Source organism: Pedococcus sp. P2_D7, assembly GCF_056404295.1.
In genome coordinates this window covers 650,135-662,271 of the sequence record NZ_JBFUEH010000002.1, presented here as the reverse complement: position 1 = coordinate 662,271, position 12,137 = coordinate 650,135, and the positions used below count along the sequence as shown (strand labels likewise).

At 71.0% G+C, this 12,137-nt stretch carries 12 protein-coding genes; 1 reads left to right on the top strand and 11 read right to left on the bottom strand.

The genetic code is table 11. The features are described from left to right. Window positions 1–83 precede the first annotated feature (83 nt). Together AC1DWJ_RS06670 and AC1DWJ_RS06665 are read right to left on the bottom strand one after the other, a co-directional pair. On the bottom strand, window positions 84–284 hold the full coding sequence (locus AC1DWJ_RS06670; protein WP_056915613.1) for a helix-turn-helix domain-containing protein: 201 nt from the start codon (window positions 282–284) through the stop codon (window positions 84–86). Window positions 285–489: 205 nt separating this feature from the next. Beyond that, the gene (locus AC1DWJ_RS06665) at window positions 490–1,686 is read right to left on the bottom strand and encodes an acetoin utilization protein AcuC (RefSeq protein WP_477620316.1); all 1,197 of its coding nucleotides are present in this window, start codon (window positions 1,684–1,686) and stop codon (window positions 490–492) included. Between the two features lie 88 nt (window positions 1,687–1,774). On the opposite strand from AC1DWJ_RS06665, the gene AC1DWJ_RS06660 reads away from it, so the two are divergent. After that, window positions 1,775–2,458: a potassium channel family protein gene (locus tag AC1DWJ_RS06660; RefSeq protein WP_457254090.1), complete on the top strand. Its 684-nt coding sequence runs from the start codon at window positions 1,775–1,777 to the stop codon at window positions 2,456–2,458. An 88-nt stretch (window positions 2,459–2,546) separates the two neighbouring features. Here the strand turns inward: AC1DWJ_RS06660 and AC1DWJ_RS06655 are convergent, their stop codons facing one another. The 9 genes from AC1DWJ_RS06655 to AC1DWJ_RS06615 all read right to left on the bottom strand — a co-directional run bounded on the left by AC1DWJ_RS06655 (window position 2,547) and on the right by AC1DWJ_RS06615 (window position 12,134). After that, window positions 2,547–3,083 (bottom strand): N-acetyltransferase family protein, encoded by a 537-nt coding sequence (locus AC1DWJ_RS06655; protein WP_477620315.1) that lies wholly within the window; start codon window positions 3,081–3,083, stop codon window positions 2,547–2,549. A gap of 54 nt (window positions 3,084–3,137) precedes the next feature. After that, window positions 3,138–3,710: a GNAT family N-acetyltransferase gene (locus AC1DWJ_RS06650; RefSeq protein ID WP_477620314.1), complete on the bottom strand. Its 573-nt coding sequence runs from the start codon at window positions 3,708–3,710 to the stop codon at window positions 3,138–3,140. Then, on the bottom strand, window positions 3,703–4,509 hold the full coding sequence (gene proC, locus AC1DWJ_RS06645) for a pyrroline-5-carboxylate reductase (RefSeq protein ID WP_457254093.1): 807 nt from the start codon (window positions 4,507–4,509) through the stop codon (window positions 3,703–3,705). Before proC ends, AC1DWJ_RS06650 begins: the two co-directional genes overlap by 8 nt. Before the next feature lie 57 nt (window positions 4,510–4,566). After that, window positions 4,567–5,517, bottom strand: a complete 951-nt coding sequence (locus tag AC1DWJ_RS06640) for a proline dehydrogenase family protein (RefSeq protein WP_477620313.1) — start codon at window positions 5,515–5,517, stop codon at window positions 4,567–4,569. A gap of 96 nt (window positions 5,518–5,613) precedes the next feature. After that, a complete protein-coding gene (locus AC1DWJ_RS06635) occupies window positions 5,614–8,856 on the bottom strand; it encodes a PKD domain-containing protein (RefSeq protein ID WP_477620312.1) in 3,243 nt (1,080 codons plus the stop codon). Window positions 8,857–9,117: 261 nt separating this feature from the next. Further along, window positions 9,118–9,852: an ABC transporter permease gene (locus AC1DWJ_RS06630; RefSeq protein WP_457254096.1), complete on the bottom strand. Its 735-nt coding sequence runs from the start codon at window positions 9,850–9,852 to the stop codon at window positions 9,118–9,120. Continuing rightward, the gene (locus AC1DWJ_RS06625) at window positions 9,849–10,574 is read right to left on the bottom strand and encodes an ABC transporter ATP-binding protein (RefSeq protein WP_477620311.1); all 726 of its coding nucleotides are present in this window, start codon (window positions 10,572–10,574) and stop codon (window positions 9,849–9,851) included. The genes AC1DWJ_RS06630 and AC1DWJ_RS06625 overlap by 4 nt, the downstream gene beginning before the upstream one ends. 151 nt (window positions 10,575–10,725) lie before the next feature. Further along, a complete protein-coding gene (locus AC1DWJ_RS06620; RefSeq protein WP_457254098.1) occupies window positions 10,726–11,319 on the bottom strand; it encodes a TetR/AcrR family transcriptional regulator in 594 nt (197 codons plus the stop codon). Then, window positions 11,316–12,134, bottom strand: coding sequence for a sugar phosphate isomerase/epimerase family protein (locus tag AC1DWJ_RS06615; RefSeq protein WP_457254099.1), 819 nt, complete (start codon window positions 12,132–12,134; stop codon window positions 11,316–11,318). Before AC1DWJ_RS06615 ends, AC1DWJ_RS06620 begins: the two co-directional genes overlap by 4 nt. Window positions 12,135–12,137: the final 3 nt, after the last annotated feature.

Sequence of the window (12,137 nt, the reverse complement as noted above, 5' to 3'; positions counted from 1 at the left end):
GGGGCTGGCTGAGCCAGCACCACGGACAGGGTGGGCCGGGACTGTCGTCCCGGCCCACCCTGTCGTCGTGCGGTCAGCACCAATCAGGCGGTGTCGACATAGGACGTTCGCAGGTACTTGTGCACAGCGTCCTCCGGGACCCGGAAGGACCGCCCCACGCGAATGGCGGGAAGCTCTCCTGCGTGCACCATGCGGTACACCGTCATCTTCGACACGCGCATGATCGAGGCCACCTCGGCAACGGTCAGGAACCGCACCTCGGCGAGCTGTCGCTCGTTGGACATGTGTTACCTCGATCTTCTACACGCGCGCATCGCCGGCTTCCCTTCCGGCGGACCTCTACTCGCGTGCAGAAGGAACTGTAGGGGCTGATGTGACTCGTGGGGAAGCCAATGGAAAAACTTCTTCCCGCTTGTCCAGTCGACACGCCGTCGGGACCTGACGAATCACACGAGTGTCACTCCTGCTGGACCGAGTCGGGTCGACGAGTCAGTCGAACCAGACGTCCAGCCCGTGCAGCGCGAAGACCGCCTGACGGGTCGCCATGATGGCCCGGTCCACCTCGTCGTGGGGGTTGTAACCCAGGTCCCAGGGCTGGTGCCAGATCGGGCCGGCGGCGGGGTCGAGGTCACCCATCCTGCGCGGCCCCTCGCGACCGAAGGCCTGCCGCACGTGCTCGAGCCAGTCCTGCGGCACGGGCTCGGTCAGCGCGATCGGCTGGTGCGCGGCGATGGCGGTCAGGTGGGTCCAGCTCCGCGGCACGACCTGCACCAGCTCGTAGCCGCCTCCCCCGAGCGCCACCCACTTCCCGTCGCAGACCTCGTGCGACAGGCGGTGCAGGGCGTCGGCGGCCACCCGCTGGGCGTCCACCGACATCGCCAGGTGGGCGAGCGGGTCCTGGGCGTGGGTGTCGCAGCCGTGCTGGGTGACCAGCACGTCGGGCTTGAAGGCGCGCACCAGCGGCAGCGCGGTCGAGTGCAGCGCCCGCAGCCAGGCCGAGTCACCGGTGCCCGGTGGCAGGGCGACGTTGACGGCCTCGCCCTGCGCCGTCGTCCCGCCGATGTCGCCCGCGAAGCCGGTGCCCGGGAAGAGCGCCCGACCCGACTCGTGCAGCGAGATGGTGAGGACGCGGGGGTCGTCCCAGAAGATGCGCTCCACGCCGTCGCCGTGGTGGACGTCGATGTCGACGTAGGCCACCCGCTGGGCGCCGTGGTCGAGCAGCCACTGGATGCCGACGGCGATGTCGTTGTAGACACAGAACCCTGCGGCGTTGCCGGCCATGGCGTGGTGCAGGCCGCCACAGAAGTTGACGCCGTGCTGCGTGCGGCCCTCCCACACGTCGGCGCACACCTGGCGGGTGCCTTCGACCACGCGGGCGCTCGCGTCGTGCATGCCCGCGAAGCCCGGGTCGTCATCGGTGCCGAGCCCGTATGCCGGGTCGGCACGGTCGGGGGACGCGGACGCGGCGCGCACCGCGGCGACGTAGTCGGGGGTGTGGACCGTGGTGAGCACCTCGTCGTCCGGCACCGGTGGCGAGAAGACCTCGACCCCCTCGTGGTCGAACACCCCCATCGCCTCGCAGAGCCGGGCGGTCAGGTCGAGCCGGACCGGGTTCATGGGATGACCCGGTCCGAAGTCGTAGGCGGTGAAGCCGGGGTCCCAGACCACCCGCACCTGTGAGGGCATGGCCCGACGCTACCCGTCGGGCGACGATTCCCGACAGCACGGTCCCACCTGCAGGGACGCGCTAGCGTGGGAGGTCTCACCATCCCCGATGCCGCGGAGGACCGCAGTGGCGAAGAAGCTCTACGAGGACGACGTGCTCGTCATCGGCCTCGGCCGGTTCGGCAGTGCGGTCGCGATCGAGCTGACCAAGCTCGGGCACCACGTGGTCGCGGTCGAGCGCGACCCACACCTCGCGGAGTCGTTCCTGGGCAAGGTGGGCCGCATCGTGCAGGCCGATGCCGCCCAGCCGCAGTCGGTCGCCAACCTCAAGGCCCGCAGCTTCCAGATCGCGGTCGTCGGCATCGGCTCGTCGGTGGAGGCCTCGGTGCTCTGCGCGATGAACCTCGTCGACGCCGGCATCCCCACCATCTGGGCCAAGGCCCTGTCGCCCGAGCACGCCCGCATCCTCGACCGGATCGGCGTGCACCACGTCATCTCCCCCGAGGTCGACAGCGGGCGCCGGGTCGCCCACCTGCTCAACGGCAAGCTGATGGACTACATCGAGTTCGACGACGGGTTCGCCATCGTCAAGATGAAGCCGCCGCAGGAAGCCATCGGATTCACGTTGCAGCAGAGCGCAATTCGCAGCAAGTACGGCGTGACGGTGGTGGGCGTGAAGTCACCCAACAGCGACTTCACGTATGCCGTGCCAGAGACCAAGGTGACCGCGCACGACACCCTGATCGTCAGCGGCCCGACCGACCTGCTCGACCGCCTCGCATCTCGCCCCTAGCCGCCGCTATCTCATGCAAAAGGCGAGTTAGCGCCGGCGCTAACTCGCCTTTTGCATGAGATAGCGCCACGGGGCATACCGACGGCTCTCAGAGGTTGGGAACGCCGCGGTCCTCGCCGAGCGGCAGCACCATGGCCACCTCGTCCTCGTCGTCGTCGGCACCCTTGACCCGCATCGGACGACGGCTGTCGGTCGGTCGGAACCCGAACCCGCTCGCGAACGCGACGGCGCGACCGTTGTCGGCGCCGACCCAGTAGGCGAGGTGGCTGCGGCCCTCTTTCCGCGCGGCATCGGCGCCGGCCTGCACGAGCTGGCTGGCGACCCCCGTGCCACGAGCGGCAGGGGCCACCCACAGGCCGAAGAGCTCGGCCACCTTCGTGTTCTCCTTCTCACCCTCCTGGCGGGCTTGGCCGAGGCTGGCGACCCCGACCGGGGCGCCGTCCTGCTCGGCGAGCAGCCGCTGGCTGCGCCGCATCCGGGTGCGCCAGAAGTCCTCGTCGTAGGCGCGTTCCTCGTCGACGGTGGCCACGAAGGCCTCAGGCGATTCCTCGAGCGCGTTCAGCCGCACCGATCGGTACTGCTCCCACTCGTCCTCACCCAGGGCACGCACGGAGATGTCGCTCATGACCCCACTGTCGCACGACGGAGGGCTCTTTCGTCATGGGGGTTTGCCGAGTGTTCACCCAGAGCCGACTGGCAGCTCGCTGAGCAGGAGCTCCATCTCGAACTCCGTCACCGCGGGCTGGTGCGGCAGCTCGCCGGTCCGCCCCGTGCGGGTGAACCCGACCCGTTCGTAGAAGCCGATTGCGCGCTCGTTGTCGTCGGCCACGGCGAGCGTGACCCGGCGCACGCCGGCGCGACGGGCGTGGTCGATGAGGGCTCGGACGAGCCGGTCCGCCACCCCCCGGCCCCTCGCGTGGGAGGCCACCCACATCGCCACCAGGTGGGACTCGTCGTCGGGCTGGTCGGGGGCGTGGAACGATGTGACCGCCCCCACCGGCAGCTCTCCCTCGAAGGCCAGCCACCCGTGGCTGTCGCCCATCCGCTCGACCCACAGCTCGTCGGGAAAGGCCACCTCCCGGGCGAAGGTGCTGCCGTAGGCGAGCGGGGTGTCGAGCAACATGGCCAGCCGCACGGCGCGGTAGACCTGCCAGACGGACGGCTCGACCGGGTGGATGGTCAGGCCGGGGTCTCGCCCCGGGTGCCGCCCGGTGGTGGGCGCACCACCCGAGTCGCTTGTCGGGTCAGTCATTCCCCGACGCCAGCTCGTGCGAGCGGTTGGCCGCGGCCTCCATCGCCGTGATGAACGCGGCGCGGACCTTGTGGTCGTCGAGCTGGCGCAGCGCCGCGGCGGTGGTCCCGCCGGGCGAGGTGACCTGCTCACGCAGGACGGTCGGGTGCTGACCGGTCTCGCGCATCATCGTCGCCGCGCCGAAGAGGGTCTGGACGACCAGCTCGGTCGCGGTCGGGCGGGGCAGGCCGAGCACGACGCCGGCCTCGATCATCGCCTCGACGACGTAGAAGATGTAGGCGGGGCCACTGCCGCTGATCGCCGTGACGGCGTCCTGGTGCTTCTCGGCGACCTGGACCACCCGGCCACAGGACCGCAGCAGCTCCGACGCCTCGTCGAGGTGCGCGGCGTCCGCGCTGCGACCCGGGCTGACGGCGGCCATCCCCTGGTCGACCAGGGCCGGCGTGTTGGGCATGACGCGGACGACCGCCACCCCGGCGGGCAGCCGGCTCTCGAGGTACTGCGTGGGGATGCCGGCGGCCAGGCTCACGACGAGGTTGCCGGGGGACACGTGGTCGCCGATCTCCTCGACCAGGCCGCCCATGTCCTGGGGCTTCACGACGAGGACCAGGGTGTCGGCGGCCTCGGCGGCCTCGATGTTGGACATCGCCCGCACGCCGTAGCGCTGGGCGAGCTCGTCGGCGCGATCGGGCCGGCGCGCGGTCACGATCAGCTCGTCGGCGCTGCGCCCGGACCGGATCAGTCCCGACAACAGCGTCTCGCCCATCACTCCGGCACCGAGTATCGCCACAGTTCCCATGCGGGCAGTCTTCCAGTCGCGGCGGTCCCGGTGCGCGCGATATCCGCCCGAGCCGGCCTAGTTCTTGGTGGCCAGGCCGCGCAGGAAGAACATCGTGTTGGCGGGGCGCTCGGCCATGCGGCGCATGAGGTAGCCGTACCACTCCTCGCCGTACGGGATGTAGACCCGCATCTGGTTGCCCCGGTCCGCGATCCGCTTCTGCTCCTCGGGGCGGATGCCGTAGAGCATCTGGAACTCGTAGCTGTCGGGGTCGCGCCGGTGGTGGGCGGCCAGGGCCCCGGCGATCTCGACGAGTCGGGGGTCGTGGCTGGCGACCATCGGGTAGCCCTCGCCGCCCATCAGGATCTTGAGGCAGCGCACGTAGCTCTGGTCGACGTCGCCGCTGCTCTGGTAGGCGACCGACTCGGGTTCCTTGTAGGCGCCCTTGCAGAGCCGGACCCGACTGCCCTCGTGGGCCAGGTCGCGGCAGTCGCCCTCGCTGCGGTGCAGGTAGGACTGGATCACGGCGCCCACCCACGGGAAGTCCTGGCGCAGCTCGCGCAGGGCCTCCAGGGTCGCGTCGGTGGTGGTGTGGTCCTCCATGTCGAGGGTGACCGTGGTCCCGGCGTTCGCCGCGGCCTGACAGATCTCGCGGGCGTGCTCGAGCGCGATCTTGTCGCCGTCGCCGGGCAGGTACTGGCCGAGCGCCGACAGCTTGAGGCTGACCTCGCCCATGCCGTGCTGCGACAGGTCGGCGTCGGCGAGCGCCTTGAGCAGGTCGATGTAGTGGTCGCGGGTGCGGATGGCCTGGGTGAGGTCGGTCGTGTCCTCACCGAGGTAGTCGATGGTCGCCAGGCGGTTGGTTGCCCTCAGCTCCGCCGTCGCCGACACGGCATCCTCGGTGCGGTCGCCCGGGACGAACCGCCTGACCACGCTTCGGCTGACCGGCGCCTTCTCGATCGTCTGTCGCACAGCATCGCTCTTGGAGAGCTGGAGCAGGCTGTTGCGCAGCAGGTCACTGGCGTCCACGGGGGTCCTTCCATCCGGCGGCCGTGGGGGGTCACGACCGTCGACAAGGCTAACCGCCCCGCGGCACCGGTGCTGCGCGGGCTGGTGCACCCCGGGTCAGGGCGCGTCCGCGCGGAAGTCGGGCACCGAGAGGGTGATGGGTGAGTTGGTCGCCGACCCGGACAGGAAGGCGTAGAGGCCGACGGCGCCAGGAGACTGCAGACTGGCGGTCGAGTCCGTCGTCGTCGTCGTCCACGCCGTGGGCTCAGCCGTGTTGGCCTTCCAGACCTTGCCGTTCAGGGTCGTCGTGCCGCCGCCGACCGCCTGGACGCGGAGCGACAGGGCGTCGCCGGCGGCGACGACCACGCCGGGCAGGGGCACGCTCGTGAGGATCGTCTCGACGCCCCCGACCGTGCGAGCCAGGTATGCCGTGGTGTCAGCGCCCGTCACGCGCACCTTCACGCGGTAGTCGGAGGTGCCTACCCGGCGCACGACGGCCGAGGCGTAGACGCCACCCCCGGTGGCCGGCTTGTCGAAACCGAGGGTGGTGCGCAGGTCGACGTCCCGTGCCGAGGTGGACGTGAGGTAGGCGGACGGCCCCGACGAGGCCGCGAGCAGCATCGTGCCGGCCCCGTTCCCCACCGCGAAGTTGCTCGCCGCAGTGGTCAGGGTCCAGGTGCCACCGGTGTCGGCCTGGCCCCAGCCGCCGGCGACCGTGCGGTTGAAGGTGTCGATCGCGATGACGCTGGCCGCTGCGACGGTGACCTGGCGGGTGGTGCTGCTGGTGGCGCCCTGGTTGTCCGTCACGGTGAGCTGCGCGGTGTAGGTGCCCGGCGCGGCATACGTGTGGCTCGGGGTGACCCCGTTTCCCGTGGGGGTGCCGTCCCCGAAGTTCCACGAGTAGCCCGTCACCGACCCGTCCGGGTCGCTCGACCCGGACCCGTCGAACGAGGCGCTGAGCCCGGCAGCGCTCCAGGTGAAGGAAGCTGTCGGCGGCTGGTTGCCGCCACCCCCACCGTTGCGCAGGGCGTACTGGGCCTGGATCGCCGCCTGCGACAGCGCCGTCGGGTAGACGGCTACCTCGTCCACGCTGCCGACGAAGTTGTTGGACGCCGGTCGCGGGGTCCAGCCGGGACGACCGTCGTCGGTGCCGAGGACGTCGCCGCCGAGCCGCCAGTAGCCGAGGTAGGCCTCACCCGCCGTGGTGCCGGTGTTCGAGCCGACGAGGTTGCCGTCGACGTAGAGGCGCATGCCGGCGCTGCTCATCGTCGCCGTGAGCATGTGCCACAGGTTGTTGTTGTAGGCCGACGGGCTGATCACCGTGCGCAGGGTGCCGTCCTGCCCGTAGACGCCGAAGACGATCCGTCCGGAGTTGTCCATGTACAGGTGCCGGTCGCGGTGGGCCGACTTGCCGTTCTGGAGGTCGCTGAAGCCAAGGATCCGGCCACCGCTGCCGGTGGACGTGCGGACCCACACCTGGGAGGTGAAGGTGTCCGGGGCCGTCTCGGACCCGAGGGCGAACACCCGGCTGAAGTCGTTGTTCGTGAGGGCCGCCGCGGTGTCGCCGGCGATGGCGCCGGACTGGTTCCACTGGATCCCGGTGTCGCCACGGCCGTCGGTCACCCCGATGCCGGTCGTGGCGGCGGTACCGGCCGCGCGGTCGTTGATCGTCAGCCCCGAGGTCTCGTTCATCGGCCAGTAGATGCGGGCCCCGTTGGCCCGCACCGACTGCGCGTAGCCGTTGCTGGGGCTCGACGACGTCGGCATCGTGATGCTGGCGTTGGCGCCGAAGACCGTGTTGCCACTGGGGTCGTTGGCGATGAGCTGGTAGGTGTAGGTGGCGCCCGGAGTCAGGCCAGTGTCGACGAAGCCGACTGCGGGCAGCGACCACCAGGTCGAGTTCGCGGTGGTCGTCAGGCGCGGCGAGCCGGTGGCCCCGTTGCGGATCACGCGGTAGGTCAGCGTGTAGTCGTCCCGGTCGTAGCCGGCCGTCCAGCTCACCCGCACCGTCGACGACGAGGTGGCCACGAGCCTGGGCACGAAGGTCCCACCGGAGAAGCGCGGGCCCTCCTTGTTGGGCTCCAGGCCACGGCGGGCGAAACGCACGAGGCCTTGCTGGCCGACGCCGTTCACGGTCGGGAACTCCCCGCCGTAGACGACGTAGTCGTTGTTGCCGGCGATGTTCCAGCCCGCCTGGTACTGCCCGGTGTAGCTGCCCATCGTCATGTCGGGGTTCCAGCTGACGATCGACGGCGCGTTGGTGCCGCGCCAGTTCGGGTAGCCGAGGCTGTCGCTGAGGATCTGGCCACCGACCGCGTCGGTCCAGGCCTGGGAGTGCTGGAACTTCCACTGCGGGTACTGCGGTGCGCCGCCGCCCATGGCGCCGCAGTAGTGCTCGTGGCTGGCCGTGTAGGCGACCCCGCCCATCAGGTAGACCGAGTAGTTGTCGCCGTGGCAGGCGGTCACCCAGACGAGCGTGGAGTTCGTGATCGGGAGCTTGAAGGCGCCCTCGAGGTTGGCCCCGTTGCCGAACGACCACGACGTCCCGTAGACGAAGTTGCCCTGGACCCGCAGGCTGCTGATCCCCGTGTCCGGGCCACGGTTGTTCACGGCCGGGTCCCAGGTCGGGTCGAGAGCGCCCGTCGCCCCGTTGATCTTGGCGAGCCCGATGGCGGACTGACCACCGACGTTCTGGAAGGACCCGCCGGCGAACACCCACTGGCCGTCACCGGATACTGCGATCGCCCACACGGTGTAGTCGGCGTTGGGGTTCCAGGGCAGGACCGCCCCGTCCGAGGCCCGGAAGGCGGCGAGGTTGTTGCGCAGCTGCCCGTTGCCGAGTCCCGCGAAGCCACCGCCGACGTAGACGGAGTCGGCCGTCGCGATGACGGCCCGCGCCTGCGAGTTGACCCCCGTGGGGTTGAAGGCCGTGCTCAGCGCCCCGGTGGCGGTGTCGAACGCAGCCACCCGCCGGCGGGCCTGTCCGTTGATCGACGTGAAGTCACCGGCGACGTAGATGCGGCTGCCGTCCGGGGACGCCGCGACCGACAGGATCTGGGCGTTGACCTGCGGCGCGAAGGACGTGACCAGCGCACCCGTGGTGATGTTGTAGGCGAGGAGGTTGCTGCGCGCCACGAGGTTGGTCCCCGGCGCCGAGCCGGCCGGACGGGCGCTGCTGAAGGACCCCGCGGCATACACGGTGTTGCCCACCACCGCCTGTGACCAGACCACACCGTTGACCTGGACGGTGGGCAGCGCGTCGGCGCTGACCGCGGAGACGGGCACCGGGACCACGGGTGCGGGCGCGGCCGAGGCAGCCGTTGCTGCACCGACCAGGGCGGCGGCGCACAGCGACACCACGCCCACCGCGCTCGTCAGAGACCTGAGAACGTTGCTTCGCGACATCGCGCACCCCGACCACCACGGGTGACGGTCTAGCGGGGTGAGCTCGTGGCTTCCCGTCACGGATCACGGTCGCGGGCACGACGCACCGCCACCGGCCCGACAAACCACATCTCGGCCACACAAGTGCCCCCCTGCAGGAGCCCCTCTGTCGGGCGATTTCACGGTAACTCCGGGCGGGCGGCACGGGGTCCGCCGAAGAACGTAGGAACGAGCAGGTCAGGCGGTGCGTCGGCGCAGGGTGAGGCTGCCGAGGACCAAGGCCACCAGCACCCACAGCGCGATCACGGCGGCATCCCCCGCCACGTCGGCGCCCGGGCTGGCACTGGCGGTGACCGACTTCATCGCGTCGACGGCATACGACAGGGGCAGCACGTCCGACACCCAGCGCAGGACGTCCGGCAGGCGGTCGCGGGCGACGATCAGGCCGCACAGGAGGAACTGCGGCAGGACGAACGCCGGCATGAACTGGACCGCCTGGAACTCGGTGCGGGCGAACCCGCTGGCGAGCAGGCCGAGCGCTGTCCCGAGCAGCGCGTCGAGCACGGCCACGGCGACGAGCTGCCACAGCGGCCCGGCGACGTCGAGCCCGCACACGTAGACCGCGAACGCGGTCGCGATCAGGGCCTGGAGCACCGCCATCACGCCGAACGCGAGGGCGTAGCCGAACATGAAGTCGCCCTTGCCCATCGGCGTGGTCAGGAGACGCTCGAGGGTGCCGGACGTCCGTTCCCGGAGCGTGGCGATGCTCGTCACGATGAACATCACGACGAACGGGAAGACCCCGAGCAGCGAGGCGCCGAGACCGTCGAAGACCGGCGTGCCCTCGAAGATCCACGCCAGCAACCCGACGAGCACGCAGGGCACGACGAGCATGAGCCCGATCGTCCGGTGGTCGGCCCGGAGCTGGGCGAGGACCCGCCCGGCGGTGACGAGGGTGCGGTGGGCGTTCATCGTGCCTCCTGGGCAGCGCGGTCGATCAGGGCCAGGAACGCCTGCTCGGCGTCGTCGGTGCCGGTCCGGGCGAGGAGGGCCGGCAGGGTGTCGTCGGCGAGGATCTGGCCCTCGCGGAGCAGCAGCAACCGGTCGCAACGACTCGCCTCGTCCATGACGTGGCTCGACACGAGCAGCGAACGGCCTTGTGCCGCAAGGCGGTGGAAGAGCTCCCACAGGTCGCGACGAAGGACGGGGTCGAGCCCGACCGTGGGTTCGTCGAGCACGAGCAGCTCCGGGTCGCCGACCAGTGCGGCCGCGAGCGAGACGCGCGAGCGCTGGCCCCCGGAGAGGTTGCCGACGAGGGCGTCGGCATGGCTGGTGAGGTCCACGGCCTCGATCGCCTCGTCGGCGGCCGCGGCCCGGACGCCGAGGATGCTGGCGAAGTAGCGGACGTTGGCCCGCACCGACAGGTCGTCGTAGACGCTGGGGCTCTGGGTGACGTAGCCGATCCGGCGGCGCAGGGACGGCGACCCGGCCGGCTCGCCGAGCACCGTGATCTCGCCGGACTCGACCACCTGGACGCCGACGACGGCGCGGATCAGGGTGGACTTGCCACTCCCGCTGGGGCCGAGCAGCCCGACGACCTGGCCCGCCGGGACCGTCACGGACAGGTCGGGCAGCACCTCGCGACTGCCCCGCACCACGCGGAGGTTCGCGATCTCGATGACGTTTTTCATCATGCGATGAATATAGCGCCGGGAGCGCCTGCCGACAAGACCTTTCTGCCTCGTCGCCGGACGACCACGCTCGGGCGCGTGGGGACCAGCGCGAGCACAGCCCAGCCGCGGTGGCAGCGAGCGTGGTCGTCGGGCGGTATGCCGCGGGCTCGCCCTACGGGGCGAGGTAGCGCTGGATGGTGGGCCCGACCAGCGCGGCCAGCTCGTCGTGCGTCGCGTCGACGACGGCCGGGAACTCCACGATGTAGCGCATCATCGCCAGCCCGATCATCTGCGAGGCCGCGAGCCCGGCCCGCACCTCCAGCCCCGCCGACGGCTCCCCCTCGGTGGACAGCTCGCGCACCACCCGCCCGAACACCTCACGGGTGAGGAACTCACGCAGCATCCGGGTGGCGTCCTCGTGGGTGACCGCCGCCCGCACGAGGGCCTGGAACCGCTGCCGGCCCTCCTCGGAGTCCCACACCGCGAGGAAGGTGCGCACGAGCGACTCGCCGACCTGGTCGCGGGGGCCGGAGACCACCGCGCTGATCAGCGCTGCAGGGTCGGCAGGGATGTCCATCACCGCCGCGAACAGCTGCGGCTTGCCACCGAAGTAGTGGTGCACGAGGGCCGGGTCGACCTCGGCCCGGCGCGCGATCCCGCGCAGCGACGTGCCGTCGTAGCCCTGTTCGGCGAAGTCGACCCGCGCCGCCTCGACGATGGCCTGCCGGGTGTCGACGCCGCCCGGCCGGCGTCCTCGCGGACTCATGAGACGTCTGCCGTGGACGCGGTGGCGAGGTGGAGGCGCGCGAACGCGAGGGCCTCGGCCAGGTCGACCTCCCGCTGGTCGGGCGTCAGCTTGCGGGTGCCGACCTCCACGACGACCGACCCCGCGAAACGCCTGAACGCCAGCATCTCGAGGAACTCGGCGCACGGCTGGCTGCCGCGGCCGGGCACGAGGTGCTCGTCCTTGAGGGAGCCGAGGCCGTCGGCGAGGTGCACGTGGCGCAGCCGCGGACCGAGGGCCGCGGCCATGGCCATGGCGTCCGAGCCCGCGGTCGACGTGTGCGACAGGTCGAGCGTGACGTTGTCGTAGGCCTGCGGCACCGGGTCCCAGTGGGGCAGGTAGGCCTCGAACTCCCGCTGCCGGGCCCGCCACGGGAACATGTTCTCGACGGCCAGGGCGATGCCGGTCTCGTGCTCACGCAGCGCCACCCCCTCGACGAACTCCGCCGCGTACTCCTTCTGCCAGCGGAACGGCGGGTGCAGCACGACCGTGGACGCCCCGACCTCCTGGGCCAGGGCGATCGAGTTGTCCACCTTGGTCCACGGGTCCGGTCCCCAGATGCGCTGGGTCAGCAGGAGGGTGGGCGCGTGCACCGACACGACGGGTATGCCGTGCAGCTCGGAGAGTGCCGCGAGCGCACCGGCCTCCTGGGAGACCGGATCGGTCCACACCATGACCTCGAGGGCGTCGTAGCCCAGACGCGCTGCGGTGGCGAAGCCGGCGGCGCACGTGTCGGGGTAGACCGAGGCGGTCGACAGAGCCACCGTGGCCCCAGGGATCGACACCGCTCCAGCCATGCC